Origin of the sequence: Bacillus sp. FJAT-44742 (assembly GCF_002797315.1) — a bacterium.
GTDB lineage: Bacteria > Bacillota > Bacilli > Bacillales > Marinococcaceae > Thalassorhabdus > Thalassorhabdus alkalitolerans.
In genome coordinates this window covers 345,263-370,413 of sequence record NZ_KZ454936.1, presented here as the reverse complement: position 1 = coordinate 370,413, position 25,151 = coordinate 345,263, and the positions used below count along the sequence as shown (strand labels likewise).

Here is a 25,151-nt window from a genome sequence, read left to right as displayed (position 1 = left end):
TTACCTCACCAACTAGCTAATGCGCCGCGGGCCCATCTCACAGTGTTAGGATAAATCCCAACTTTTACAAGAAGATCATGTGACCTTCTTGATTATCCGGTATTAGCCCCGGTTTCCCGGGGTTATCCCAGTCTGTAAGGCAGGTTGCCCACGTGTTACTCACCCGTCCGCCGCTCATTCCACAAGCTTTGCCCCGAAGGGCACAGCTTGTTTCCTGCGCTCGACTTGCATGTATTAGGCACGCCGCCAGCGTTCGTCCTGAGCCAGGATCAAACTCTCCGATAAAATGAAGATGTTTGAAACTAACTTAACTTACTTTAATAGAAATTAACTGACGTTTGACTTTCATTCGATTTTCAAAGGACAACTTGTCCGCCGTTTTTTTGGCGACTTACTCATGATAACATATCGCTAATACCAAGTCAACAAGTTTTTTTAATTCGTTTTTGGTGACTCGCTGTTCTTAAGCGACAATTAACAATTTATCATGCGCTCACTTAGCTGTCAATACCCTTTTGTAAAAGGATTTTCCTGACTTGCTTGCTTTTAAGCGCGGATTAACAATGTAACATGCTGTCACGAAACAGTCAACAAGTTTTTTTATTATTTTTAGAAAAGAAATCGCCGCTGCGAATCAGCGACGTTTAATAATATATCACCTATGTAACCTAGCGTCAATCATAAATTGTTATCTTTCTTGCAAATGATAGTTTAAGTAAGAGACACCCGGTGTGCTGGAATCTTTCTCAAACTTCTCAATCACCCCCTGGTCAGCCAGGTAAGCAATCACCACTTCCAAATCGATAATATACTCCTGTACTTCTCTTTGCCCGGCTAATTCTTCAAAAGTCCATGAACCTGTCCGCTTTTCCATAACAGTCAACAAATGTACGCTTCCTATTTTCAGGTTAGATCGTATCGCAAACTCAATAGCAATCATTAATAATTCCAGTCTTTTTTCAAGAGGCTCTTCACCCAGCACTAATTCCTGATACAATTTATACGTTTCCGGCTCAATATCCCTCACCTGTTCCCAGACAGTAATTTCCGGATATCTCCCTTGTTCTATAATATTCAGACGAGCTAAATGCTGGAGAGCTCGCATGAAATGATGAAAAGCATCAAGGAAATTCAAACCGTTATATAGAGATTTCCCATCCTCGAAGTATCGGATAAGCTTAGCAAATTCCACACCTATTTTCTGCTCCTGATCAACAGCATGGAAATTATTTAACCTTTCTCTTAAGGAAGTAACTGCTTCATTTCTATTGAAAAGTATTCTTCCTTTAAAAACCCATTCAATGACTTTTCTATTTGCTCCGGTAATCATCCAATGAAAGATTTCCTTTTCCGTAACGAGATGAAGTGCGACTGATCGGCCGTCACAATCATAGTGCTTTACATTCGTCTGGGTTTCCATTTTCACAATGACAACCACTATTACATCAAAGAAGTCTGTAAAAGATTCTTGTGTTTCTTTTTTTCTTACTGACAAGATCCCGAGGGTATCCGGGCTGTTTTCGAATTCTTTATATATATGTTGAAACTTCTCTTTCATCTTTTGCTCCCTCCCTTTTCCCCTCTCCTTCTTTCTTCTGCCATCACTTTGTACATAATTCTCTTCATGTACTTCTAAAACAAAAGTTCGACACCAATTCACTAATCCCTTTTTCGTTGTAAAGGAATGTTTTCTGATCTGTCATGTTCTTGTCATTTCTCCCTTTCCCTGATTATGGTATACTAACTTTTCAGGAGGGTATAAATATGGCAGCAAAAACAACCAGTAAGATTAATAAGATAAGGACATTCGCTCTTGTTCTTGTCTTTGTAGGTATACTCGTGATGTATATTGGCATCTTCTTTCGTACCTCACCCGTTATTATGTCTGTAACAATGATCCTTGGTTTTATATTTATCCTTGCAAGCAGCGGGGTGTATTTCTGGATTGGCATGATGTCCACCAAAACTGTAACAGTCCAATGCCCTAATTGCGGAAAGACCACAAAAATTCTAGGGCGCGTAGATGCCTGTATGGCTTGTAACGAACCATTAACTCTTGACGCAGAGCTTGAAGGCAAAGAATTCGATTTAAAATATAACAGAAAAAAAAGCTGAGCGCTTACTTCAAGCGCCCAGCTTTTTTTAATGCTTCTTTTTCTCCAAACATTCATCACATGTACCATAGATCTCCATTCTATGGCTTTCAATCTGGAATCCTGTTACATGCTCAGCCAGAGTTTCCACTTCATCTAGCCCTGGATAATGAAAATCAACTATTTTTTCGCACTCTTCACAAATAACATGGTAATGTTCAGTGGTTACACAGTCAAACCTGCTGGAAGAGTCTCCATAAGTTAATTCCTTTACGATTCCTACATCTTTAAAGACACGAAGGTTATTATACACTGTAGCTACGCTCATATTTGGAAATTTACCTTCAAGAGCTTTATATATTTCGTCAGCTGTTGGGTGACTCATAGATTCAAATAAATATTCCAATATGGCATGACGTTGCGGGGTCATGCGAACCCTGGTAGTCTTTAATGCATTAACCGCTTGTTGAATGCGTTCAGTTGCCATCGTCATGCACCTCACTTCCATAAAGCAATTCTTTCTTAATAATGGTTATAATTTATTGTATAAGAGATAGACATTTATTGTCAACAAGTACGCTCCCCTTTTCTTCTATTTCCCATGCAATGAAGCAAGGAAATGTGCGCCTTCTGAAGCATCGAGCAAAAAGGAGGTAAAGCGGTGTGAATCCGGAGAACACTTGCCTTTTTTCTGTTCATAAGCTGTGCATATATCCTTCAAGGAAGATTTCAGCTCTACAACTCCGCTGTCTCTAACTCCAAAGAGAAAGGTTGTGTTCCCACGTTTTAAAAATCCCCCGCTGCTTGATAATTCTGTCATTCGGTATCCTTTTTCCTTCATTTTTGTTTCAATCTCATCCCGGTAAAAACTTTCCACAATACAAATAAACAGTTTCAACAAGCATCCCCCCTAAAGCTTACACTCCTCATTTCACAATCTCTCCGTCTACATTATAACATTTCTAATTAGATGTTTTCCTACATTATTATAATTATTATATAAGGAAGAGGCGCTGTTCGTAAGGCCGTTTAATACCCTTTAGACGTATCTACACTGTTAATATATTCTTCTCCCCCGGCAAGAAAGACTTCAAGATTCCTTTTAAAAATTTCCAGAGCCCGGGGGTGGTATTGTGGTGAAATTCCCGAAAGATGCGGCGTCACTGTAACCTTTTCCATCTCCCAGAACGGATGATCTTCAGGAAGGGGCTCTTCTTTAAAAACATCAAGGATTGCATGTGCAAGCTCTCCATTATCAAGCGCATGAATTAATTCCTCTTCCTTCACCGTACTGCCTCGTCCAATATTAATAAAAACGCCTGATGAATTCATCTTTTGAAAGAATGAACGGTCTGCCATGTTATGTGTTTCCTCTGTAGCCGGCAGAACAGAAACAACGTAATCCGACACACTTAAAAGCTGGTCCAACTGGTGATCTGAATAGATATGATCCACATGTTCTACAGGACGTCCGCTGCGGTTATATCCCATAGTTTTCATACCAAACGCTTTCGCAAGCCTGGCTATTTCTCCGCCGATTGCTCCGGGACCCAGGATACCAATAGACTGCTGATTGATCTCGGTCATTGTAACTTTTCGATCCCATCTTCTTCTCTCTTCATTTTTTCTTACAATAGAGGCTTGTCGTGCGTATTGAAGAATCATAGCCATCGTGTATTCTGCCATAGGCTTTTTATGTATCCCCCTGGCATTTGTAACCATAATACCTTTATCCTCAATCGCTTCAAAAGGCATGAGGTCCATCCCTGCTGAAATTACCATAATCCATTTAAGATTCTTTGCTTCTTTAATCTCTCTGTCAGTAAGATCCTCTCCATAGGTTAGGAGTACATCTGCTTCCGGCAAAGAAGACCTGGCTTCATCTATATCACCGAAAAAACGAAATTCTGCATGTTGAAAGGACTCTTCAAGATCCTCCTGCAATGCTGTTTTTATCTTTGCTGAAGAAACGATTCTCACGATGAAAATCCTCCTTACCGATTTTTATCTTAAACGAGATGAGAGTTTTTCATTCAATCTCACGCCAGATTTTCTTTAACGTAATTCATCACTTCCTCAACATGCTCCTTGACTCTTACCTTTCGCCATTCTTTCACGATTTTCCCTTGTTTATCAATCACAAAGGTTGAACGTTCAATTCCCATGTATTCTTTACCAAAATTCTTTTTTAACTTCCAGACTTCATATGCTTCCGCGGCCTTTTTGTCTTCGTCAGCTAAAAGTAAAAAGGATAGCCCGTGCTTTTCAATAAATTTCTTGTGTCTCTCCATAGGATCCGGACTAATTCCAATGACTACAGTATCTGTCTTTTCAAATTCTTCACTGAAGTCTCTAAAGTCACAGGCTTGTGTGGTGCAGCCCGGTGTCATGTCTTTAGGGTAAAAATATAACACTACATTCTTCCCTTTAAATTCTGAAAGAGAAACGGTTTCTCCATTACTTGCCGGAAGAGAAAAATCCGGTGCCTGCTGCCCTTCTTTTACAGTCATGATCACATTCCCCCTGTTTCATTTTCTTACGTATTAGAGTAACCAAAGCAAGGAAATTTCACAACTTAAAAGGCCCCCTGCCTTTTATGCTAGAATGTACAAAGAGTATACATAAGGAGTGACATAAATGAATTTCACTAACTCAGAAAAGCTATATAAAGAAGCCTGCGAACATATTGTCGGCGGGGTAAACAGCCCCTCTCGCTCTTTTAAAGGTGTAGGCGGCGGGATACCTGTATTTATGGAAAAAGGAAAAGGAGCTTATTTTTATGATGTTGACGGAAACCGGTACATAGATTATTTAGGCGCCTACGGACCTATTATTACCGGACACGCTCACCCCCACATCACACAAGCCATCACAAAAGCTGCCGAAAACGGGACTTTATACGGGACACCTACGAAGCTTGAAAACCAGTTTGCCAAAATGCTTAAAGAGGCGGTTCCTTCTCTTGAAAAAGTACGTTTTGTAAACTCGGGAACAGAGGCAGTCATGACCACGATAAGGGTTGCCAGAGCCTATACAGGCAGAGATAAGATTATTAAGTTTGCAGGATGCTACCACGGTCATTCTGACCTGGTGCTTGTTGCTGCGGGCTCCGGTCCTTCTACTCTAGGTTCACCTGATTCGGCGGGTGTGACAAAGAACATTGCAGAAGAAGTGATCACGGTTCCTTTTAATGATATCGAAGCTTATAAAGAGGCTTTACAGCATTGGGGAGACGAGATCGCGGCTGTGCTTGTAGAGCCAATCGTCGGCAACTTTGGAATTGTTGAACCGAAAGAAGGCTTTCTTCAACAGGTAAATGACCTCACCCACGAAGCAGGGGGTCTCGTTATCTATGATGAAGTTATAACCGCCTTCCGCTTCATGTATGGCGGAGCGCAAAATTATCTTGGAATAGAACCGGATATGACAGCTATGGGCAAAATTATCGGCGGCGGGCTCCCTATAGGGGCATACGGCGGCCGTGTTGATATTATGGAGGAAGTAGCACCACTTGGACCGGCTTATCAGGCTGGGACCATGTCGGGAAACCCGGCTTCTATGAGCGCTGGTATTGCCTGCTTAGAGGTACTCCGCGAGGAGGGAATTTACGAGCGGCTCGACAAGCTTGGCTCCCTGTTGGAAGAAGGGATTCTAAATGCGGCTGAAAAGCACAATATATGTATACAAATTAACCGGTTAAAGGGCGCCTTAACGGTGTATTTCACAGACAAAAAAGTAACAAACTATGAAGGCGCAGAAAACAGCGACGGGGAATTGTTTGCTTCCTTCTTCAAAGCATTACTCAACCAGGGCATAAACCTTGCACCATCAAAGTATGAAGCATGGTTCCTGACAACAGAACACACAAAAGAAGATATAGAAGAAACAATAGCAGCAGTAGATCAAGCTTTTGAAAAACTCTCTGCTCTATGAGAGCAATCTATTCATTAATCTTTGCTGCTCTGCCCTCCTAAGCAGAGCAGTTTTTTTGTAACGTAAATGAAAGTCTTTTAAAAATGCTTTCAAGTATCCTTTTAGGGGTGGCTTCCCCTCATCCTCTTTTTTCCTAATAGAAAAATACATATTTCTTACCTAAAAAGGGAAAGGGTAAGGAGCATTCTAAAAAGGAGGAGAAATATGCCCTCTATTGAAAGAGAAAATTTAGAACAGCCTATTGAGCTGATTAAAGAAAAATTAATGCCCAGGCTTCCCGGGCCTTTACGTAATAAAGTAGACGAAGAAGTATATCGGCTGGAAGAGCTTTTTCTGCGATCCCGCCCTCCCAGGTTTGCAGTTGTAGGCCGGAGAGGGTCAGGAAAATCGACGCTGCTAAATGCGGTATTCAGTTCCCCAGTAGCAGAGATAGGATCCGTTAAAGCTCAGACAGGCCAAGGAAGCTGGCATATGTACCATCATGAAGAGAAGGATTCAGAAATGGAGGTCCTCGATACAAGAGGGCTTGGGGAAGGATCTGCCCCTGTGGAAGATGTGCAGGAGGAAGATGCGTTAGAAGAAGTCAAATACTCTCTTTTAGAAAAATATCCAGATGCCTTTCTCTTTTTAGTAAAAGCAAAAGAAGTAGATGCAAGGATACAAGAGGATATTGCCCAGCTGGAAGAGCTAAGAAACTTTGTCCATGCTCATCATGATTACTCTCCCCCTATTATTGGGATTGTAACTCAGGTCGATGAATTAGACCCTATATATGATGCTGAACCTCCTTTCGGTGAGGAAAAAGAAGAACATATCCAAGAAGCTGTAACTCATTTAGACACTCATTTAAAAAACTCCCTTCCACAGATTGCGGGCACCATTCCCGTATGCGCCTATCTTGCCTTTAAGGATGAAGAAATAGTATATGACCGACGATGGAATATAGATCTGCTGCTTGATTTTTTATTAGATCATTTGCCTGACAGCACTTGGATGTCCTGGGCAAAAATTACCCAGGCAGCTGAAATCCAAAAAAAAATTGCTCGTTCTATAGGCAAAAGTGCCTCTGCACTGACTGGTGGAATAGGAGCCCAGCCTATCCCCTGGGGGGACCTTCCTATCATTACCAGCATTCAGATATCTATGATTTCTGCAATCGCCTATGTTTCTGGAAGGGATTTAAGCAGAAAAACAATTGTTGAATTCCTGACAGCAATCGGTGTAAATATCGGTTCAGCTTTAGCACTCCGGCAAATGGCCCGTTCCCTGAGTAAATACGTCTTTCCTGCTGTAGGACATGCTATTTCTGGAACCATTGCAGCTACCGCAACGTGGGGTCTTTGCCAGGCTTCAATAGCTTACTTTATTGAAAACAAAAGCGCAGAAGAAGCCAAAGAAATATACGAACAAGGAAATGCAGACGCTGTAAAGGCACAAATCGATGAAAACATTGAAAACGAAATGGCCGAGGAAGAAATTGATTATCATAGACTTGAGGAAGACAATGAGCAAGATATAGCTGAAGAACAATAAATGTAAAAGGAGGGTTTCGTTAATAATATTAGCGGAGCCCTTTGTTAGTGGCTCTTTGTCTTCTTTCCCTCCTTTTTTGTTCTTGATGAAACCTTCCAAAAGGTGTATAGTACCGAATTGGACATAACTGCTGCAAGAAATCTTAATCTACAATAAGGTTTTTAAACCATCAAGAAAGGACTCGTTACACTAGATGAAACTAGGGGCAAGAATTTTCAAGACAGGCCTGGCCATTGTTCTCGCTCTATATACAGCCTCCTGGCTGGGGCTCGAACCGGCAATGTATGGAGCACTTGCTGCCACATTTGCGATTCAGCCTTCTATTTACCGGACGTATCAAACAATTCTCGATCAGGTGCAAGGAAATATAATTGGGGCCGTTCTTGCTGTGGCTTTTGCCATGACCTTTGGCCATGAACCAGTCATTATCGGTGTCACTGTTGTTGTTGCGATTGCTATCCTGATTAAGCTAAAGCTGGATGAATCAACTATTCCTCTTGCACTTGTCACGATTATTATCATTATGGGCAATCCGACAGATGATTTTATTGCCTTTGCCGCTTCTAGATTCTTCCTTATTATGGTGGGGGTTTTTGCTGCCTTTATAGTAAATTTATTGTTTATTCCGCCTAAGTATGAAACGCGCCTTTATCGAAAGCTTGTGTATAACACAGAAGAAGTTATTCGCTGGATCCGTCTGGTTACCAGACATGAAACCAACCAGCAGTCGTTAAAGAAAGACATCCCAAGAATTAACGAAAATATCATTAAAATGGATAACCTCTATCTTTTATACAAAGAAGAAAGAACTTATTTCACCAAAAGCAAGCTTGGAAAAGCAAGAAAGATTGTGCTTTTTAAACACATGCTTTTCACCTTGAAAAAATCGTTTATGATCCTTCGTACACTCGATAAATATGGAAATGACCTTCAACACATGCCCGACCGGCTCCAAAAGCTGGTAAGAGACCAGCTCGACCACTTAACGAATTATCACGACCGGATTCTTTTGCGGTATGTTGGCAAAGTCAATACAAAGCTCACTGATGAGATGGCTGAGGAAGTAGACGAAGGAAAAGAGTCTCTTACTGATTTATTTATGGATTTATATGATCACCATGAGATTAATCGTGATGAATGGCTGCACATTCTCCCTATCGTCTCGCACATTGTTGAATACAACGAGCAGCTGGAGCATTTAGATCGCCTTGTCGAAAGCTTCTTTAACTATCACACCAATGTGAACCAAGTCGAAATAAGGGATGAAGATTGATAGTAAGACAGGGGGCAACTGGCTGTCTAGTCAGGCATGGATTCTCCTTGTCCTTACTGCAACTTTTAAGGATAAATCTGTCTCCATAACAAAAGAACCTCGCTCGACAGAGCAAGGTTCTTTTTATTCATTCAGGAAAGCTGTTGCACATTAAACAGTTTTTGATAAGCGCCCTTCTTTTGGATGAGCTCATGATGGCTCCCGCTTTCAATTACTTTTCCATTTTCTATAACTATAATCCGATCAGAGTGAGTGATAGTAGAAAGACGATGCGCCACTATAAAAGTAGTGCGGTCCTTGGCCAGTTCTTGCATCGCTTCTTGAATTAAATGCTCACTTTCTAAATCCAATGCTGACGTAGCCTCATCAAAAATAAGCAAAGGAGGGTTCTTTAAAAAGACTCTTGCAATTGCAATACGCTGCTTTTGTCCTCCTGAAAGCTTCACTCCTCTTTCTCCTACCTCTGTATCATACCCATCCGGCAGGTTCAGGATAAAATCATGAGCATTTGCTGCTTTAGCAGCTCGAATGACTTCCTCTTCACTAGCTTCAGGATTTCCCATCAAGATGTTCAACCGAACCGAATCACTAAACAAAATATTATCCTGCAAAACCATGCCAATATTATCACGCAGACTTCTGACCTGATATTCTCTAATATCTCTTCCGTCGAGCAATATTCTGCCATGAGTCACGTCATAAAATCTTGGGATTAAGCTTACAAGTGTACTTTTCCCCCCGCCGCTCATCCCCACAAGTGCTACCGTTTCTCCCGGTCGTACATCAAGGTTAATATCATTCAGGACCCATTCATTCTCGTCAGAATATTGAAAGCTGACATGGTCAAAGTAAACAGAGCCTTGAGCATTTTTTACAGGGACTGCTCCCTTTTGATCCTCAATATCATATTTCTCATCTACAAATTCAAACACCCTGTCCATAGAAGCAATAGACTGAGTTAAAGTGGTTGAAGAATTAATTAACCGCCGTAAAGGATTATATAGCCGTTCCATGTATGCAACAAAGGCTACCATTTCCCCAACCTGCAGCCCTGCCGTCAAAACAAAATATCCAGCGGCTAATATCACTATTAAAGGAGCTATATCAGTAATGGTGTTAACAACTGCAAATGTTTTGGCATTCCATTTCGTATGGTCAATTGCTTTATCTAAAAAATGGCTGTTTCTTCTGTCAAACTGCTTCTGTTCATATTCCTCCAAAGCAAAACTTCGAATAACGCTCATTCCCTGAACCCTTTCATGAAGGTGACCCTGTACTTCTGCGAGTGCTTGCGACCGCACACGAGTAAGCATACGAAGCCTGCTGTAAAAGTACTTAATTGATATAACATAAAGAGGGAATAACGCAATAGCCACTAAAGTCAGCCAGGCATTCATGGTGAGCATAATAACAAGAACAATAAGTATCGTAAACATATCCAGCCATATATTCATCAATCCAGTGATCACAAAATTCTTTGTCTGTTCAACATCATGAATAACCCGGGATATAATCTCCCCTGCTTTTCTATTTGAATAAAAACGCAGACTCAGCTTTTGGATGTGGCTAAACAATTGGTCGCGGATGTCATACAATACTTTGCTTCCCGTCCACTGGGCAAAATATTGTCTATAATACTCCACGGGCGGCCTGATAACAAGAAATACAGCAATCGCGATTCCTAACAGCCAAAATAACGTGCTCACTCTCTCAGAAGTGGGAATTCCTTCAGCCAATATAATATCGTCAATTACATAAGCCAGAATGAGCGGTGTAAGCAATGGTATTCCGAATTTGAGCAATCCTATTAAAATTGTAAAGAAAATTATTTTTTTGTATGGCATTACAAATTTCAGGTATCTCTTTATACTGTCCAGATTTCTCCCCCCTTTTTCAATACATATTTTGTTTATGTTCAAACAAGAAGCCGTTATTTATGTTTTATATGAATGTCAGGAGTACCACCCTGCGAGATCTTCTTCCATGCGATTACCAAAATCGCACGTTTATCATACAACCGAAAGACTTTTATAAAACAATATTACCCTTTAACAGAAACCAGAAGCCAAAAAGAAAAAGACAAGGACCTATAAGGTAACCACCCTCCAGGTCCTTCTCACTGACTTTTTTTGAACTTGGGAAACTCCATAGCCACCATCATCAGGACATGTTGTTTCTCCCTTAATTTCTAACACGAAGTCATTATCGATATGATAAATACCTCTCATACCACTGTTCAACGAATTGCGGGGCAAAAGGCCCTTTTCGTTGATGAATCCAGCTCTGCAGTTCTTTGACCCCGTGCCTTATTTTCCGGTCAACTTTTCTGGGATATTCCATTTCCCTTTTGTGCTGGAGATATTCATCCTCATCTAACAGTGTATAGGTCATATCAGGAAAGATCTTAATATCCAAGTCGTAGTCAATATATTTCAATGCTTCTTCATCCCATAGAAAAGGAGTGCCAAGGTTACAATAATAATAGATCCCGTCTGCTCTTACCATGCCAATAACATTGAACCACTTATCACCGTGAAAATAGCAAATGGCGGGTTCTCTCGTTCTCCATTTTCTTCCGTCTGCTTCTTGAACAAGAATACGGTCATTTCCACCGATAATTTCTTTAGATGTGCCTTTTAAAACTAGTGTTTCTTCCCAAACTCGATGAAGTGTTCCGTTGTGCTTATAACTTTGCACTTCAATCGTGCTGCCTGTCTGCGGAAATTCCATAACTGACTCCTTCCTACTTTTCACCATTTGGCTCTAACATTACCAGGTGATCCTTTTCATCAAGGTATAAATCAAAGGATGGTTTCACCCGCAGGTAATCTTTAATGAGAAAGTAGGAGACTTTGTGGGTTGGATCTCCCTGAACCACAGGCAACTCTCCATTTGCCTTAATATATTGGTCCACTGCCAGTTGTACTTGATCCATTGTCTTTGGTGTTTCAGCATCCTCAAATACTTCAAATGTTTCTTTGGACATGTAGAACTTTCTGTCTGGAACAGCCTTTAATACTGGCTTTAACAACTCAAAGTCAACAGAATGATCATGTTTAATAAAGGATCGGATACTGACTCCCATTGGAAGACTGTTTGCCAGGTTCTGTATTCCCCGGCGGACTTCCTCTACAGACACAGGCCGAACTGGATATTCCTCCTCCACTTTATTCTCCTTGTTTCCCTTAAAAAGCTTCTGCAACTTCCCTGAGAGGTTGTCCATAATGATCAACCTTTCTTATTCCTTTTTATCTTCTCTCTTCCATTATACAACTTGTGTGTTTATTTTGAAACGAAGGAGAATGGACTTTCGGATAAACATACACAAGGGTATGGAAATATGTACATAGGTGAAAAAATCCTGACGGTTGACCTTTACCATACGCATGCTTCATAAGGACTGTCTTTAAACTGAGAAATACACCTTCCCCTTTACAATCATAAAAGAGTCATTTGCATTTAAAGGTACAAGTTCTTCACCCATTCTTGCTTCATTACAGTCGCATTCACGGTGCTTTTTTCAGTCTGTGTCTTACCTTACGCCATGCCAATTACGAATGGCGTCTCCCACGTTTATCTACAATCTAAATCATCATTGGGAGCTCATAGAAAAAGAGGAACCTCTGACTGGAGAGGTTCCTCTGTGAAGGGCTGTTATTGCTGTTGGTTTTGCTGCTTACGCTGCTGAGACTGCTGGTTTTGCTGACGTACTTCTTGAGCGTTTGTTTCACTCGCAAATTCAGTTTTAAAACCTTGGTTTTGGGCAGCTTGAGCATTTTGTTTTCTTACTTGCTGAGCGTTAGTTTTAGACGCTTGGTTTTGTTGTTGGTTTTTCATCTTATTTCACCTCCACATGGCTTAAGATGCCCGTGAAGGGTAGAGGTTATTCGACAGTTACACTGCCTAATTTTGTTAGGTTAGAAGGGAAATACCACCATCAATAATTAACGTTTGTCCCCTGACCATATACGCTTCTTCTGACAATAAAAACATCACGCCATTTGCAAGGTCTTCTGTTTCCACCATTCTTCCAGCCGGAGTTCTGTTTGCTGCATCCTCCAGTAATTCCTCCCTGTTAGGGAAATGGGTCAGTGCATCCGTGTCTACTGCTCCTCCTGAAACAGCGTTAACCACAATATTCTTAGAGGCCAATTCAACAGCTAAATAACGAGTAAGCGCCTCAACGGCGGCTTTTGAAACCCCGACGGCTGTATAGTTTGGAAGAACACGCTGGGAGCCAAGTGAGCTCAAACTGACTATTTTTCCTCCATCGTTCTTCTCCATGAGCTTTGCTGCTTCTTGAGCACAAAATAACAAGGCCTTGCTGTTGATGTCCATCGTCCAGTTCCAATGGCTTTCTTCAAGTTCCATGGCTGGACGCAGGACGCCTGAAGCGGCGTTGTTCACAAAAACATCCAGGCGTCCAAATGTGTCATTAATTTCCTGGAACATTTCTTTGATTTTTTCAGGCTTTCCAACATTAGCCTTAATGGTAAGAGCCTTAACCCCTCTTTCTTCTATCTCCGCAGCTGTTTGTTCTGCAGCTTTTTTGCTCCGAGCATAATTAATGACTACATGATAACCTTGATCAGCTAATTTAAGGGCAATATTTTTGCCGATCCCTCTGCTGCTTCCAGTGACCAGAGCAACCTTTTCATTCATATGTATTCCCTCCATCGTAATACGTCTCGTCTCATTATAACGTATAGAAAGTCTCCTTCACAGAAAAACTAAAGGTGAGGTGAGAGCATGTATGTAGGCAGAGATTTCACTGAACTTTCCATGACTCCTAAAACAAAGTGGAGTAACAAAGAACTTCTTCACTTTCATCACAGCTTCCAGCAAATCATGCCTTACTTAAATCCGGAAGGCGCAACTATTTACCGCGAAATATTAGAGGAAATAGGTAACAGGGATGATATCAAAAGGAATGAAGCGAGCTGGGAGCACGGAACACGAATTAACTATGATTAAACTAGGATGGCGGCTGTCCCCCACTGGGACGGCCGCTTTCTTCTTTACCTCTCTTTATGGATAGTGATAAGGTAAAAGAAAGATTGCCTTTGTTATAATACATACCCATTATTTTCTGAGAAAGGATGAACCTACTTGATACAGCCTGCAACCAGGATGAATGACCTTACTGCCAGTGTATTTAGTGAATTAGCAGCCAAGAAGGCTGAAAAAGCGACCCAGGGTCATGACATTATTGACTTAAGTATAGGAAGCCCGGATCTTCCTCCTCCCCAGGAAATTCGTGACAGCCTTGCAGAAAACGCCAGGGAGGAAGGCCAGTACGGCTATACCTTAAAAGGAACATCTGATTTCCAAGAAGCAGTCTGCCACTATTACAAAGAGAGATTCGGCGTGTCTATTCTCCCTGATGAAGTGCTTCAGTTAATGGGGTCCCAGGATGGATTGGCTCACTTGGCACTGGCTTATTTAGACCCTGGTGACATTATTATTGCTCCTGATCCTGGGTATCCAATCTATTCAGCATGTGCCCGACTCGCCGGTGCTGACTTATACACTGTGCCTGTCAATGAAGATAATAATTTTATGCCTGATTTATCCTTGATACCTCTTGATATATTGCGAAGAGCTAAAATGATGATTTTTAACTACCCTGGTAACCCTACAGCAGCCTTAGCTACTAAAGAATATTTTAAAGAAATGATTTCCTTCGGCTTAAAGCACAACATACTAATTGTCCATGACTTTGCTTACTCTGAACTTATCTTTGACAACAATGAACCCATCAGTATCTTTCACATCCCTGATGCCAAGAAAATAGCAGTGGAGTTTAATTCTCTTTCTAAGAGCTTTAACATGGCGGGAGCAAGAATTGGCTACCTCATTGGCTATCCATCACTACTTAAGCCATTGGCTTCATTGAAATCTCACATAGATTACGGAGTGTTCCTTCCGATCCAAAACGCTGCTATAAAAGCTTTAACAAGTGACTACTCTTTTTTGCAAGCACACAAAGAAACATACCAGGCAAGAAGAGATGTATTGTTTGACTCACTCACTGAAAATGGCTGGAATGTACGAAAGCCTGATGGCGGCATGTTTATCTGGGCAATGATCCCACCTCATTATACCTCTTTGTCCTTTTCATTAGAGGCTATTGAGCAGGGGGTAGTAGTTACGCCAGGAAATGCTTTTGGAATGGGAGGAGAAGGATATGTCCGCATCGCTCTAGTACAATCAGATGAACGTTTACGAGAGGCAGGCTTGCGCTTAACTTCTCTTATATAAAATTCGCTTTTTCACTAAACATTCTAAGGAGGAATAACCATGAAAGCAGCAGCTTTTAGAGAATACGGAGGACCTGAAGTATTAAAGCTGGAAGATCTGAACCGCCCTGAAATAAAGGAAGATAACGAAATACTGATTAAAGTAGAAGCAAGTGGCGTAAATCCTGTGGACACCTATTTTAGAGCAGGCATTCGCGAAGTCCCACAGTTTCCTCACATTCCTCATTTTGATCTGGCCGGAACCATTGAGGAAACAGGAGAAGGGGTTTCTTCTTTTAAGAAAGGAGACCGTGTGTGGGGTACAAATGTATCTGGGACGGCTGCAGAATATGCTGTTGCCAGTGAGGACCACATTTTCCCACTTCCTGATAACATCAGTTTTGAAGAAGGGGCATCACTAGGTATCCCGGTGTTAACAGCACATCTGTCCTTGTTTCACCGTGCCGGGCTTAAAGAGGGAGAAACCGTGCTGATTTACGGAGCTTCCGGAGCCGTAGGGCACGCGGCTGTCCAAATGGCCCGCTTAAAAAAAGCAAAGGTCATTGCTACAGCCGGAAATGAAGAAAAGGAACAATTCGTGAGGCAGCTCGGCGCAGACCATGTAGTGAATTATAAAGATTCAGCTTTTCCAGAAAAGATTAAAGAAATAACAGGTAATCAGGGTGTCGATGTGATTCTGGATGTTTCCTTAAGTGAAAACATTGAAAATGATTTAGAGATCATAAAAGTTGGGGGCAGAATTGTAACGATCGGTTCACCCAAAAACAATTCACCTGAGCTTCCCTGGCGTCTCCTAAATCAAAAACAGGCATCTCTTCTTGGCATTCTTCTCTTTACAACGCCTGTTGAGTCCATACAAAAAGCCGGACAGGAAGTCACTAAAATGCTTAGAGAAGAAACGTTAGTTCCACACTTAGGAAAGACTTTTCCTCTTTCAGAAGCGAGCAAAGCCCATCTGGAGCTCGAAGGAAATAAAGTCATGGGGAACATTGTTCTTACTCTTTAACTCCCTCTTCTTTTTTATATGTGTGAAGATCTTCTCCTAAGGGTATATCACTCAATAAAAGAAGCCAGTCAAAGGAGAGGATCTCATGGAAAAAGAAACTTATTACGTTGCACTTGATCAGGCCATGCTCGGCCTTTACAACATTAGAACCGATGAAAATACAATTCAATATGAGGTAAGGGTGACTCCTGATGAAAGAAAAGAACTTGAAGACCTTCTTTCTACGTTAAAAGACCATGATGTCGAGCCTCACCAAATCGGTCAGCCCTTTCATGAAACAAAAGCAGACAATGAGAAAAAGGAATTTCAAGAAAGAGACGCCAAGCTTTATCAAAAGATTTACGATTATGGTACCGAGGAAACCAAACAAGTTATCGGAGAACTTCGAGAAGATATTATTAAAAAGTAAAGAGCATAAAATTGCTCTTTACTTTTTTTGTATACACTCTTCTCTTCATACACAAGCTATGGCTAGGACGTATTACAGTATGGAGTTGAGAAATGTGGAAAAGCAAAAGTATTATGTAAACCTAAACCCTATCAGTATGGATGATATCAGCCCTGTTAAGATTGAGGACTCGGATTTAATACAATATGAAGTGGAATGTACGCCTGATGAATTACAAGATTTGCAAAAGCTGTTGTCAGAAACCCAGTCTCATGATTTTGACACGAAGAATTTAATGCCTAACCGCAGCTTAAACGAAAAGATACCTGAAAGTGACCGGAAGGAATTTCAACATGACCTGGATAAAGTATTTGAAGTGATTTATCAATACGGATCACCAATTACGAGGCAGCAGATTGAGGAAATCCACCTTGTAAACGATGAGCCTAAACGAAACATGCGCCATGGAACCAAGACTCAATTTCAACAAAAATAACAGCCCAGAATGATGGGCTGTTATTTTTTGTATTTTTACCAGGCGGCAACAGAGCCGTCAGTTCTTGCTTCGGTTCCCGCTGCGTATACTCCTGTTTCCTGGTTTCTCCATATAATCTGTCCTCTTCCAAATACACCAGGATGAGAAGCGACTTGCACCTCATGACCTCTTCTTGCAAGCGCCTGAACCAAATGGTTAGGAAAAGAGTGTTCTAACACTATTTTTTTCCCGGACATCCACTGCCACCTAGGAGCATCCAGAGCCGCCTGTGGATTTAAGCCGAGATCTATTGTGTTTAAGACTACCTGCAAATGACCTTGAGGCTGCATAAATGCTCCCATCACACCAAATGGTCCCACTGCTTGTCCATCCTTGGTCATGAACCCTGGAATAATGGTATGGAACGTTCTTTTTCCTCCTGCAAGTGAATTATCATGAGCTGGATCCATTGAGAAGTTATGACCTCTGTTTTGAAGAGCAATTCCTGTTTCAGGAACAACCAGTCCAGAGCCAAATCCCATATAATTACTTTGAATGAAAGACACCATATTTCCCTCTTCATCGGCGGCAGCCAAATAAACGGTTCCTCCTTTTGGAGGCTCCCCTGCTGCCGGCGTAAGAGCTTTCTCTCCTATCAATTGACTTCTTTCCTTTGCGTATTTCTCACTTAATAAGTCCTTAGCAGATGCTTTCATCTCACTCTCTTCTGTAATATACTGAAGCCCGTCTGAAAAAGCGAGCTTCATTGCTTCAATCTGGTTATGAAGCCCTTTTTCTTCCTCCCGATGAACGGAAGGTAAATTCTTGGCGATATTCAGGGCTTCAAGAGCAATCAATCCTTGTCCATTGGGTGGTATTTCCCATATGTCGTAGCCTTTATAGTTGACACTTATAGGATCTACCCACTCTGGTGTAAAGTCTTGTAAATCCTCTTTTCGAAGAAAGCCTCCATACTTTTTGGAGAAGGCATCCATTTTATCTGCCAGTTCTCCTTCATAAAAATCCTTTGATTTCGTTTCAGCAATTCTTCTGAGAGTATCTGCATGGTTCTGTGACTTCCATACATCGCCTGCCTTTGGCACACGGCCTCCAGGGGTAAACGTGTCAAACCATGCGGTAAATTCCTCACCCTTTAATGAACTTTGATAGACAGACGCCCCTCGTTCCCAAAAGTAAGCAAGCACTGGAGAAAGAGGGTAGCCCTCTTCTGCATACTTGATTGCTGGTTCCATTAATTCTTTAAAAGGAAGCTTTCCAAACCTTTCAGATAATTCCGCCCATGCTGCCGGAACGCCGGGAACGGTAACAGGAATAAAACCAAACTTTGGGATCTCCTCATGGCCTTGCTCCTTTACCTTTTCAATAGAAATAGAAGCCGGTGAAGGACCGCTAGCGTTTAAGCCATGGAGCTTATCCTTTATCCATACAAGGGCAAAAGCGTCACCGCCAATGCCATTTGAAGTAGGCTCTACCACAGTCAGACACGCAGCCGTTGCAATCGCTGCATCAACTGCATTCCCCCCTTTTTTCAACATCTCAAGGCCAGCTTGTGCAGCCAGAGGCTGAGAGGTTGCAACTACTCCTTTTTTCGCGTATGTTGTCATCCTTTGGGATTGGTAAGGGTAAAAATGAGGGTCAAATGATAACATAATAAAAATCCTCCAATGTCGTTTTCAAAGTTTTAATAAAAGACGTACTTAAATGTTTTCACTTACATATACTACATATTCATTCTCGATTGTCCGCCATCTACATTTAAACTGGCTCCTACCACCCATGATGCTTTGTCACTGGCTAAAAAGACAACCACATTAGCTACTTCCTCCACATTTCCAAAGCGACCTCCTGGAATTTCATCCTTTATAAACTTGTTGATTTTATCCGGGTTTTCTTCAAGTCTTTTTTGCCAGTTTCCTGTAGGATGTAAAATGGACCCCGGGGCTACACTGTTTACACGTATACCATCTTTAATGGCCTCGTTGGCAAAGGATTTTGTAAAAGAGATCATGGCCGCCTTAGCATTGTTATATGTAACCTTACCCCCACTTTCCCGGCCAAAGATGGAAGAAATATTAATAATACTGCCTGAGTAATTTTTTTTCATTTCTGCATGGGCAAGCTTGGATAAATGGACCGCTGAAAAATGGTTCAGCTGCATTGCCTGCTCAAATTCGGCCATTTCAGTTTCAGCAGTGGTTGAACCTTGGGAGCCTCCTGCATTATTAACTAATACGTCTATTCGTTTATGGTCACTAATAAATTCCTGGAATATTCTTCTTCTGTCTTCTGCCTTTGACACATCACCCTGGTAAATAAACACATTCCCCAGCTCTCTTTTGGCCTGTTCTAACGCCTCTATGCCTCTTCCAACAATCCCTACTTCTGCACCTTCTTCAAGAAAAGCTTTGGCAATCCCTTTTCCAATCCCTTTGGAGCCGCCTGTTATTAACACTTTATTATTTTCAAGCTCAAGGTTCATGCCTCTTCCTCCTCTATTGTTTTTAGTATTTTTTGATGTGATACAGGAAAAGCCAGGTTTCTTGCTTCCTCCATACTAACCCACTTGCAGTTACCCTTTATTTCATCTGCATTTTTTAATGTGCCTTCGTATACTGTAATATCCCAGACGAGGTGGGAAAAGACATGCTGTACGTTTTGAACAGAATCTCCTGCTGCAGCTTCCACGCCATATTCTTCCTTTAAGAAAGTTTCTAAATCAACCTTCTGGCTGGAAGTCGCTTCAGCTTCTGTATTTGGAAACTCCCATAACCTGGCCAGCAGACCTTTGCTGCCCCGTTGGTTTATGAGAAATTTCCCCTTTGAATCTTTAATAATAATAGCTGCCATTTCTTTTAAAGCGGGAGCCTTCTTTTTACCTTTAACCGGAAGTTCCTGCTGCACTCCCTGTTTTCTCGCCTCACATTGACTTTGGACCGGACACAACAAACACCCCGGGGATTTGGGCGTACAGACAAGGGCTCCTAATTCCATCAAAGCTTGATTAAATTCCGAAGGGGGAGTGCCTCCCATTAAAGTAGGTATCACTTCCTCAAACTGCTTTCGTGTCTTTCCTTTAGAAATGTCATCTGTCACAAGCAGCACTCGAGAAAGGACTCTCATTACGTTTCCATCAACAGCTGGCTCCGGCTGTTCATAAGCTATGCTGAGTACTGCACCAGCTGTATAGGGTCCTACTCCTTTTAATGAAGAAAAATCTTTTTTGTTATCTGGCACCTTTCCGCCATATCTTTCTACTACTTCTTTTACTGCAGTATGTAAATTTCTTACACGAGAATAATACCCAAGACCTTCCCATGCTTTCATCACTTTTTCTTCTTCTGCCTTTGCAAAATCCTCCGGTGTAGGAAACCATTCCATAAAGCGCTCATAGTAGGGAATGACCGTTTCTACTCTTGTTTGCTGTAGCATGACCTCTGAAACCCAAACCCGGTAAGGGTCCTGGTTTATCCGCCAAGGCAGCTCTCTTTGATTTTCCCTATACCAGGTAAGCAGGTTGTCTTGAAATGCATTCACATCAACGCCCTCACGGTAATAACTCACACCTGCACCTCCTTTCTTCTCAAGTAAAACGCTTATTCCTTCAGCTCATCTGTACGTGCTTGAAAGGCCCAGCAATTAAGCTTTTCCAGCCCCCCATCAATGACAGGATCCAACTTTCCAAACAAAGGGTGCTCTTTAGATTTCCGCCATTTTTTTAATGTGTGGTAATGAGATTTAGTTGGCACTTTAAAAAGCTCTACATATAAATTAGGCTGGTCTTCAGCAGCATACCACTGAAACTTCTCAGCTCCATATTCTGATAGGGAAGCGGCAATATTTTCAATTAAAGCTTCATATTCTTTAACGTGCTCCTCTTTAATCCGATATTCAATAAAAATATGAAGAGTTGCTTCCATATTATTTTCCCCCTTTTTAATCTTTCCTTTATCGGGTATAACTAAAATATACATACAGGACTTTGTCTGTGAAAAACAGTCTTTTCCTTATTATAAAAGGCTCCCTCTATAACAGGTGAGCTGGATGAAAACACCAGGCAGACCTATCGTTTGAAGGAGGACAAGCAGTATGGATACCGGTACCCACGTAGTAATGGGAGTCGGTCTTGGCGGTTTAGCCACATTGGACCCAAATGTCACACAGGACCCTGTCATGATGCAGGCAGTGATGATAGCTACTATCGTTGGCTCCCAGGCTCCAGACTTTGATACAGTCCTAAAATTCAAAAATAACGCCGTTTATATCCGGAACCACCGGGGACCCACACATTCCATACCAGCAGTGTTAATGTGGCCTATTTTAATTTCAGCTGTCATATACGGATTTGTACCGGATATTAACTTACTCCACCTTTGGCTGTGGACTTTTTTGGCAGTTTTTCTCCATGTGTTTGTCGATATATTTAACGCTTATGGGACCCAGGCGCTTTCACCTTTTAACAAACGGTGGATTGCTCTGGGGGTTATTAACATATTTGACCCGCTAATTTTCCTAAGCCATATCGCTGCATTTATTCTATGGAGATACGGAGCTCACCCAGGATGGACCTTCTTGATTCTTTATATCCTTTTGATCTTTTACTATGTGTGGAGGATTAGAGCGAGAAACAAAGTAGTAAATCATGCCCGAAGGCTGCATCCTTCAACAACGCACGTTTTTATTTCTCCGACCTTCCAATGGAACAAATGGCACCTGGTTATCCGGACCCCAGAAATGCTTCACGTAGCTGAGTCCAAAGATCACCATATTCGTTATTTTGAAAGCTACGAATTTGAACCTATACCAGGCGACGAGATTACTCAGGCTGCCATAAAAGACGATAATTTATCGGCTTTTCTATCCTTCTCTCCTACCTATCGGTGGATTATGAGGAAAACGGAGGACGGATACGAAGTGAAATTCATTGATTTAAGATACCGAACAAAAGGTTATTATCCTTTTGTGGCTGTGGTACGACTGAATCAGGACTTAGAAATTCTTACCTCGTATACTGGCTGGATATACAGCGATGAAACCTTGGAAAAAAAATTAAAACAAGGAAGGGTTTCCACCTAAAAGTGGGAACCCTTTTAGTGTTTTAGATGATCATCTTCTGTTAAATGATTAAATTTCTGATTTGTCGCTTCGTATTTATGAAGATAGGCTCCGTATTGCTCAAGCCATTTCATAACAATCTGCTCTGTCATTTCTTTTCCCTGGTATTTCCGACCCGCTCTTGCTCTAGTCGTTTCAAAATCCTCCCACAAGTGTTCCACCCATGTTCTTGCCTGTGCAGAAGAAATATTATCGTTTTTTTCAAGCAAATAATTTGTTAATCGTTCATATGTCTCCTTCATAATCCTTTCCTCCTTTACCACTTTTATCTCAGCATATTGACGCTTCTTTAACACAAAATAGTAAAGAGCTGGACTGACATTTCATTCAGTTTCCGGCCTCGTCTCTTTCATTGTTAATAAAGGGGCGGCTTTGCTTTCCGGAAGGAGTGCTTTTTCATGAGAAATAAAGAAAAAGGTTTCCCGCCGCGGATATCCTTAGACGGAGAACCAAGAGCAAAACCGGAGTATTCCTCCAAGAGAGCTGACGGCACAATTAAAGACCACCCACAAGAAAGAATGTTTAAAAGCAACCAGGATCGAGACCGCTAGAAAGGAGCCAGTGAGAATGAAGCATAAAAACATGCAGACTCATTATCAAAGCCCATTTCAATCTCCACGGTCAAATCCAAAGCACGCTTTTAACCAGGTTAATGGAGAAACTGAACAAAGTCTTCATAACAAAGTATTAGAAATACAGGCTCGGAAGAGAGCTTAACTGCAGAAGAAGAGAAGTGATCCGCTTCTCTTCTTCTTTCCAATCTCAAGACTATTTGTTAGCTGTTTTTAATAAAGAGATAGGCAGCGCTTCCAACTCGTCATTGCCATCTCTGTATCCCCAGGCAAAGACTCCATTCATATATGAGATGACAAAAACACCGCCTTCACCTTTGATATTGTAGCTTTCTTCAGGCTTATAGTCCTGTGGATTTAATAAATAGGCCTCTGCCATAACCTTCTTTCTTTCATACACTGCAAACTCACTGACCATCCCCATTTGTTCTGCCTTTTTTGCTTTTTCATTTAAATTTGCAATCTCTTGTCTAATCTCATGTTCGCTCATTTCACTGAATCGTCGTTCCATATTTGTCCCACCCTGTCTGGTAATAGTTAGACTACTATTTCTCTTCTTCCGTATTCTTTATATACTGGTCAATTAAAGAAAGAGAAAATCCCTTTCGATATAAGTTTTCCTTCAGCTTCACCCGAAAAGTACTGCCTTCATACTTTTTATTCAGCTTCCTCCTTACCTTTTCACCCTGGCTGCATAATGCCAGCCATTCATCTTCCTCATTGTGGCTCAGGTCAGCTTCTTTCAAAGCTGTGTCGATGATAGACAGAGAGTAGCCTTTGCGAAGAAGTCCCTCTGTCAGTCTTTTTTTCAATAAAGAAGCAGATTCATTTTTCTTTCTTTTTCCCTTCTTTTCAATAATACGTATAGCCTGAGCCAGCTGTTTATCCTCGCTATACTGCTGAAGAGCTAGATCGGCTACAGAAAGCTGAACCCCTTTATTTTTCAATTCCTCTTTAATGATTGCCGGGCCTTTGTCGGAGGTGTTCATTTTAGTTCTTACAAAGGCATCCGCAAACTCTTTATCATTAATGTATCCAAACGACCTGATTTTTTCTACAGCATCATTAATTGCATCTTCTGGAAATTCCTTTTGAAATAAATAGTCTTTAATCTGGTACTCTGTCTTCATTCCATGTGCTAAGTACTGAAGTCCCTTATTTAAAGCGTCCTTTTTAAAATCACTAGCTTTAATTTCTTCTTCCTGCTCCTGAGTAAGAAACATCCCTTTTTTTAGCTGCCATTCTATTAGAACCCCTTCATCTACACTAAAGGCATATTCTTCCCCATTCCCTCGATCGAGAAAAATGTTATATCTATCTTTTCTTTTTTTCTGTACAGTTATCTTAGTTATTTTCATAGGGTTCACCATAATTTATTTATTTGCCATTCAAGGCGTGATTATTTCCCTCTCTTACAGGGTAAAGCGGAATAACACTACTTTTGGTTTCGTTTTTATCTATTAGGAACATGAGTAATCATGTAACAAAAACTATAATAAGCTTCCACCCTTCAAAAGCTAGAAAGGAGCGATAGATGTGAATATAGCCATTACTGGCGGTACTGGTTTTTTAGGATCATTATTAACAGAGCATTTATTGAGTAAAGGGCATTATGTATATATTTTAACAAGAAATAGTGAAGGCAGACAGAATAAAGATCGGCTTGAGCATGTTGAATGGCTGACGGAAAATGCTCATCCTGAAAAAGAACTTCAAAATATAGACGCATTTATAAACTTAGCCGGTGCTTCGATCAACCAAAGGTGGACGCCCTCTGCTAAAAGAAAGATTCTTCAAAGCAGAATTGAGGCTACTCAGGAAACTTACCGTATAATGAATGCCCTGGATCCAACGCCTTCTGTCTTGATAAATGCATCAGCCGTTGGCTATTATGGCACCTCAAAAACGGAGGTTTTCACAGAAGAGAATGGTCCTGCAGAGCAAAATTTTTTACAGAAAGTATGTGACCGCTGGGAACAAGAAGCAATAAAAGCAGAGAATTTAGGAGTTAGAACCGTCAGAGCTCGATTCGGGATTATTCTATCAACAGAAGAAGGAGCTCTTCCTCGGATGATGCTTCCCTATAAACTTTTTGCCGGTGGTCCCGTTGGTTCAGGAAAACAATGGTTCTCCTGGATACACGTAAAGGATGTAATTAACATGATTGAGTTTGCTCTTGAAAACAATCATGCGTCAGGTCCTATGAACGTGACAGCCCCCCATCCTTATCGCATGAAAGATTTCGGAAAAGAGCTTGGCAAAGTAATGAACCGGCCCCACTGGGCCCCGGCTCCTGCTTTTGCCTTAAAGACTGCATTAGGAGAAATGAGTGTCTTGATTTTAGAAGGGCAAAAGGTACTCCCAAAGCAAGCTGAAGCCTGGGGCTATTCCTTTTCGTACCCTGAACTTCGCCCTGCCCTTGAGGATATAGTAGGAAAATAACTGAATCTAAATATAGATCCCCTCATTCTCACATTAGAGCCCC

The 25,151-nt window shown here is 41.3% G+C and carries 29 protein-coding genes, 1 pseudogene and 1 other annotated feature (1 of these 31 cut by a window edge); of the genes and pseudogenes, 13 read left to right on the top strand and 17 right to left on the bottom strand.

Annotation, left to right across the window (positions count from 1 at the left end; all coding sequences use genetic code 11):
* Nucleotides 1-285 (bottom strand) — a sequence feature (mutual gap in cmsearch alignment for this rRNA model is longer than 100) (it extends 997 nt beyond the left edge of the window).
* A 403-nt stretch (nt 286-688) separates the two neighbouring features.
* Nucleotides 689-1,558 (bottom strand): nucleotidyltransferase-like protein, encoded by an 870-nt coding sequence (locus CEF17_RS01820; protein WP_100398052.1) that lies wholly within the window; start codon nt 1,556-1,558, stop codon nt 689-691.
* Nucleotides 1,559-1,764: 206 nt separating this feature from the next.
* Here CEF17_RS01820 and CEF17_RS01815 point away from each other — a divergent pair, with 206 nt between their 5' ends.
* The gene (locus CEF17_RS01815) at nt 1,765-2,115 is read left to right on the top strand and encodes a YgzB family protein (protein WP_100398051.1); all 351 of its coding nucleotides are present in this window, start codon (nt 1,765-1,767) and stop codon (nt 2,113-2,115) included.
* 27 nt (nt 2,116-2,142) lie between these two features.
* Here CEF17_RS01815 and perR read toward each other — a convergent pair whose 3' ends face one another.
* From perR to bcp, 4 genes are all read right to left on the bottom strand, one after another.
* Nucleotides 2,143-2,580 carry a peroxide-responsive transcriptional repressor PerR gene (perR, locus tag CEF17_RS01810; RefSeq protein ID WP_054636803.1) on the bottom strand — a complete coding sequence of 146 codons (438 nt, stop codon included), beginning with the start codon at nt 2,578-2,580 and terminating at the stop codon, nt 2,143-2,145.
* A 105-nt stretch (nt 2,581-2,685) separates the two neighbouring features.
* Nucleotides 2,686-2,991: a cyclic-di-AMP receptor gene (locus CEF17_RS01805; RefSeq protein ID WP_100398050.1), complete on the bottom strand. Its 306-nt coding sequence runs from the start codon at nt 2,989-2,991 to the stop codon at nt 2,686-2,688.
* Nucleotides 2,992-3,122: 131 nt separating this feature from the next.
* A complete protein-coding gene (locus CEF17_RS01800) occupies nt 3,123-4,073 on the bottom strand; it encodes a D-2-hydroxyacid dehydrogenase (protein ID WP_100398049.1) in 951 nt (316 codons plus the stop codon).
* 59 nt (nt 4,074-4,132) lie between these two features.
* Nucleotides 4,133-4,603: a thioredoxin-dependent thiol peroxidase gene (gene bcp / locus CEF17_RS01795; RefSeq protein WP_100398048.1), complete on the bottom strand. Its 471-nt coding sequence runs from the start codon at nt 4,601-4,603 to the stop codon at nt 4,133-4,135.
* Nucleotides 4,604-4,730: 127 nt separating this feature from the next.
* Between bcp and CEF17_RS01790 the strand changes: the two genes are divergently transcribed.
* From CEF17_RS01790 to CEF17_RS01780, 3 genes are all read left to right on the top strand, one after another.
* Nucleotides 4,731-6,026, top strand: a complete 1,296-nt coding sequence (locus CEF17_RS01790; protein WP_100398047.1) for a glutamate-1-semialdehyde 2,1-aminomutase — start codon at nt 4,731-4,733, stop codon at nt 6,024-6,026.
* Between the two features lie 204 nt (nt 6,027-6,230).
* Nucleotides 6,231-7,559, top strand: coding sequence for a GTPase (locus tag CEF17_RS01785; RefSeq protein WP_100398046.1), 1,329 nt, complete (start codon nt 6,231-6,233; stop codon nt 7,557-7,559).
* A gap of 193 nt (nt 7,560-7,752) precedes the next feature.
* A complete protein-coding gene (locus tag CEF17_RS01780; protein ID WP_100398045.1) occupies nt 7,753-8,832 on the top strand; it encodes an FUSC family protein in 1,080 nt (359 codons plus the stop codon).
* Nucleotides 8,833-8,963: 131 nt separating this feature from the next.
* On the opposite strand, the gene CEF17_RS01775 is transcribed toward CEF17_RS01780, so the two are convergent.
* From CEF17_RS01775 to fabL, 5 genes and pseudogenes are all read right to left on the bottom strand, one after another.
* Nucleotides 8,964-10,709 (bottom strand): ABC transporter ATP-binding protein, encoded by a 1,746-nt coding sequence (locus tag CEF17_RS01775; protein ID WP_100400750.1) that lies wholly within the window; start codon nt 10,707-10,709, stop codon nt 8,964-8,966.
* A 325-nt stretch (nt 10,710-11,034) separates the two neighbouring features.
* The gene (ntdP, locus tag CEF17_RS01770; protein ID WP_054636790.1) at nt 11,035-11,562 is read right to left on the bottom strand and encodes a nucleoside tri-diphosphate phosphatase; all 528 of its coding nucleotides are present in this window, start codon (nt 11,560-11,562) and stop codon (nt 11,035-11,037) included.
* A gap of 13 nt (nt 11,563-11,575) precedes the next feature.
* Entirely contained in the window at nt 11,576-12,055 is a 480-nt protein-coding gene (locus CEF17_RS01765) for a DUF3939 domain-containing protein (protein ID WP_100398044.1), read from the bottom strand.
* A gap of 431 nt (nt 12,056-12,486) precedes the next feature.
* A pseudogene (locus tag CEF17_RS01760) lies at nt 12,487-12,645 on the bottom strand (gamma-type small acid-soluble spore protein); the annotation flags it as partial.
* A gap of 99 nt (nt 12,646-12,744) precedes the next feature.
* On the bottom strand, nt 12,745-13,494 hold the full coding sequence (gene fabL / locus CEF17_RS01755) for an enoyl-[acyl-carrier-protein] reductase FabL (RefSeq protein WP_054636787.1): 750 nt from the start codon (nt 13,492-13,494) through the stop codon (nt 12,745-12,747).
* An 87-nt stretch (nt 13,495-13,581) separates the two neighbouring features.
* On the opposite strand from fabL, the gene CEF17_RS01750 reads away from it, so the two are divergent.
* The 5 genes from CEF17_RS01750 to CEF17_RS01730 all read left to right on the top strand — a co-directional run bounded on the left by CEF17_RS01750 (nt 13,582) and on the right by CEF17_RS01730 (nt 16,982).
* Nucleotides 13,582-13,806: a hypothetical protein gene (locus tag CEF17_RS01750; RefSeq protein ID WP_054636786.1), complete on the top strand. Its 225-nt coding sequence runs from the start codon at nt 13,582-13,584 to the stop codon at nt 13,804-13,806.
* A gap of 135 nt (nt 13,807-13,941) precedes the next feature.
* Nucleotides 13,942-15,093 (top strand): LL-diaminopimelate aminotransferase, encoded by a 1,152-nt coding sequence (locus CEF17_RS01745; RefSeq protein ID WP_100398043.1) that lies wholly within the window; start codon nt 13,942-13,944, stop codon nt 15,091-15,093.
* A gap of 39 nt (nt 15,094-15,132) precedes the next feature.
* Entirely contained in the window at nt 15,133-16,098 is a 966-nt protein-coding gene (locus CEF17_RS01740; RefSeq protein WP_100398042.1) for an NADPH:quinone reductase, read from the top strand.
* Between the two features lie 85 nt (nt 16,099-16,183).
* The gene (locus CEF17_RS01735) at nt 16,184-16,507 is read left to right on the top strand and encodes a hypothetical protein (RefSeq protein ID WP_100398041.1); all 324 of its coding nucleotides are present in this window, start codon (nt 16,184-16,186) and stop codon (nt 16,505-16,507) included.
* Nucleotides 16,508-16,586: 79 nt separating this feature from the next.
* Nucleotides 16,587-16,982: a hypothetical protein gene (locus CEF17_RS01730; RefSeq protein ID WP_232725388.1), complete on the top strand. Its 396-nt coding sequence runs from the start codon at nt 16,587-16,589 to the stop codon at nt 16,980-16,982.
* A 35-nt stretch (nt 16,983-17,017) separates the two neighbouring features.
* Here the strand turns inward: CEF17_RS01730 and CEF17_RS01725 are convergent, their stop codons facing one another.
* The 4 genes from CEF17_RS01725 to CEF17_RS01710 all read right to left on the bottom strand — a co-directional run bounded on the left by CEF17_RS01725 (nt 17,018) and on the right by CEF17_RS01710 (nt 20,899).
* Entirely contained in the window at nt 17,018-18,631 is a 1,614-nt protein-coding gene (locus CEF17_RS01725) for a gamma-glutamyltransferase family protein (protein WP_100398040.1), read from the bottom strand.
* 71 nt (nt 18,632-18,702) lie between these two features.
* Entirely contained in the window at nt 18,703-19,461 is a 759-nt protein-coding gene (locus CEF17_RS01720) for an SDR family NAD(P)-dependent oxidoreductase (RefSeq protein ID WP_100398039.1), read from the bottom strand.
* On the bottom strand, nt 19,458-20,543 hold the full coding sequence (gene mutY, locus CEF17_RS01715; protein ID WP_100398038.1) for an A/G-specific adenine glycosylase: 1,086 nt from the start codon (nt 20,541-20,543) through the stop codon (nt 19,458-19,460). The genes CEF17_RS01720 and mutY overlap by 4 nt, the downstream gene beginning before the upstream one ends.
* Before the next feature lie 32 nt (nt 20,544-20,575).
* On the bottom strand, nt 20,576-20,899 hold the full coding sequence (locus CEF17_RS01710) for an MFS transporter (protein WP_100398037.1): 324 nt from the start codon (nt 20,897-20,899) through the stop codon (nt 20,576-20,578).
* 169 nt (nt 20,900-21,068) lie between these two features.
* On the opposite strand from CEF17_RS01710, the gene CEF17_RS01705 reads away from it, so the two are divergent.
* Nucleotides 21,069-22,055: a metal-dependent hydrolase gene (locus CEF17_RS01705; RefSeq protein WP_100398036.1), complete on the top strand. Its 987-nt coding sequence runs from the start codon at nt 21,069-21,071 to the stop codon at nt 22,053-22,055.
* 14 nt (nt 22,056-22,069) lie between these two features.
* On the opposite strand, the gene CEF17_RS01700 is transcribed toward CEF17_RS01705, so the two are convergent.
* Nucleotides 22,070-22,336: a YfhJ family protein gene (locus CEF17_RS01700; protein WP_198508856.1), complete on the bottom strand. Its 267-nt coding sequence runs from the start codon at nt 22,334-22,336 to the stop codon at nt 22,070-22,072.
* A 156-nt stretch (nt 22,337-22,492) separates the two neighbouring features.
* Between CEF17_RS01700 and sspK the strand changes: the two genes are divergently transcribed.
* Together sspK and CEF17_RS01690 are read left to right on the top strand one after the other, a co-directional pair.
* Nucleotides 22,493-22,645, top strand: coding sequence for a small, acid-soluble spore protein K (gene sspK / locus CEF17_RS01695; protein WP_083465471.1), 153 nt, complete (start codon nt 22,493-22,495; stop codon nt 22,643-22,645).
* Between the two features lie 16 nt (nt 22,646-22,661).
* Nucleotides 22,662-22,811 (top strand): YpzG family protein, encoded by a 150-nt coding sequence (locus CEF17_RS01690; protein WP_083465470.1) that lies wholly within the window; start codon nt 22,662-22,664, stop codon nt 22,809-22,811.
* A 51-nt stretch (nt 22,812-22,862) separates the two neighbouring features.
* Here the strand turns inward: CEF17_RS01690 and CEF17_RS01685 are convergent, their stop codons facing one another.
* Both CEF17_RS01685 and recX read right to left on the bottom strand, forming a co-directional pair.
* On the bottom strand, nt 22,863-23,177 hold the full coding sequence (locus CEF17_RS01685) for a YfhH family protein (protein WP_100398035.1): 315 nt from the start codon (nt 23,175-23,177) through the stop codon (nt 22,863-22,865).
* A 34-nt stretch (nt 23,178-23,211) separates the two neighbouring features.
* The gene (gene recX / locus CEF17_RS01680) at nt 23,212-24,024 is read right to left on the bottom strand and encodes a recombination regulator RecX (RefSeq protein ID WP_157842892.1); all 813 of its coding nucleotides are present in this window, start codon (nt 24,022-24,024) and stop codon (nt 23,212-23,214) included.
* A gap of 178 nt (nt 24,025-24,202) precedes the next feature.
* On the opposite strand from recX, the gene CEF17_RS01675 reads away from it, so the two are divergent.
* Nucleotides 24,203-25,108 (top strand): TIGR01777 family oxidoreductase, encoded by a 906-nt coding sequence (locus CEF17_RS01675; RefSeq protein ID WP_100398033.1) that lies wholly within the window; start codon nt 24,203-24,205, stop codon nt 25,106-25,108.
* Nucleotides 25,109-25,151: the final 43 nt, after the last annotated feature.

Coding starts and splice junctions, on each gene's coding strand:
- CEF17_RS01820 (WP_100398052.1), bottom strand. CDS start 1,558: ATGAAAGAGAAGTTTCAACATATATATAAAGAATTCGAAAACAGCCCG.
- CEF17_RS01815 (WP_100398051.1), top strand. CDS start 1,765: ATGGCAGCAAAAACAACCAGTAAGATTAATAAGATAAGGACATTCGCT.
- perR (WP_054636803.1), bottom strand. CDS start 2,580: ATGGCAACTGAACGCATTCAACAAGCGGTTAATGCATTAAAGACTACC.
- bcp (WP_100398048.1), bottom strand. CDS start 4,603: ATGACTGTAAAAGAAGGGCAGCAGGCACCGGATTTTTCTCTTCCGGCA.
- CEF17_RS01790 (WP_100398047.1), top strand. CDS start 4,731: ATGAATTTCACTAACTCAGAAAAGCTATATAAAGAAGCCTGCGAACAT.
- CEF17_RS01785 (WP_100398046.1), top strand. CDS start 6,231: ATGCCCTCTATTGAAAGAGAAAATTTAGAACAGCCTATTGAGCTGATT.
- CEF17_RS01780 (WP_100398045.1), top strand. CDS start 7,753: ATGAAACTAGGGGCAAGAATTTTCAAGACAGGCCTGGCCATTGTTCTC.
- ntdP (WP_054636790.1), bottom strand. CDS start 11,562: ATGGAATTTCCGCAGACAGGCAGCACGATTGAAGTGCAAAGTTATAAG.
- CEF17_RS01765 (WP_100398044.1), bottom strand. CDS start 12,055: ATGGACAACCTCTCAGGGAAGTTGCAGAAGCTTTTTAAGGGAAACAAG.
- fabL (WP_054636787.1), bottom strand. CDS start 13,494: ATGAATGAAAAGGTTGCTCTGGTCACTGGAAGCAGCAGAGGGATCGGC.
- CEF17_RS01750 (WP_054636786.1), top strand. CDS start 13,582: ATGTATGTAGGCAGAGATTTCACTGAACTTTCCATGACTCCTAAAACA.
- CEF17_RS01740 (WP_100398042.1), top strand. CDS start 15,133: ATGAAAGCAGCAGCTTTTAGAGAATACGGAGGACCTGAAGTATTAAAG.
- CEF17_RS01735 (WP_100398041.1), top strand. CDS start 16,184: ATGGAAAAAGAAACTTATTACGTTGCACTTGATCAGGCCATGCTCGGC.
- CEF17_RS01730 (WP_232725388.1), top strand. CDS start 16,587: ATGGAGTTGAGAAATGTGGAAAAGCAAAAGTATTATGTAAACCTAAAC.
- CEF17_RS01725 (WP_100398040.1), bottom strand. CDS start 18,631: ATGTTATCATTTGACCCTCATTTTTACCCTTACCAATCCCAAAGGATG.
- CEF17_RS01720 (WP_100398039.1), bottom strand. CDS start 19,461: ATGAACCTTGAGCTTGAAAATAATAAAGTGTTAATAACAGGCGGCTCC.
- CEF17_RS01710 (WP_100398037.1), bottom strand. CDS start 20,899: ATGGAAGCAACTCTTCATATTTTTATTGAATATCGGATTAAAGAGGAG.
- CEF17_RS01705 (WP_100398036.1), top strand. CDS start 21,069: ATGGATACCGGTACCCACGTAGTAATGGGAGTCGGTCTTGGCGGTTTA.
- CEF17_RS01700 (WP_198508856.1), bottom strand. CDS start 22,336: ATGAAGGAGACATATGAACGATTAACAAATTATTTGCTTGAAAAAAAC.
- sspK (WP_083465471.1), top strand. CDS start 22,493: ATGAGAAATAAAGAAAAAGGTTTCCCGCCGCGGATATCCTTAGACGGA.
- CEF17_RS01690 (WP_083465470.1), top strand. CDS start 22,662: ATGAAGCATAAAAACATGCAGACTCATTATCAAAGCCCATTTCAATCT.
- CEF17_RS01685 (WP_100398035.1), bottom strand. CDS start 23,177: ATGGAACGACGATTCAGTGAAATGAGCGAACATGAGATTAGACAAGAG.
- recX (WP_157842892.1), bottom strand. CDS start 24,024: ATGAAAATAACTAAGATAACTGTACAGAAAAAAAGAAAAGATAGATAT.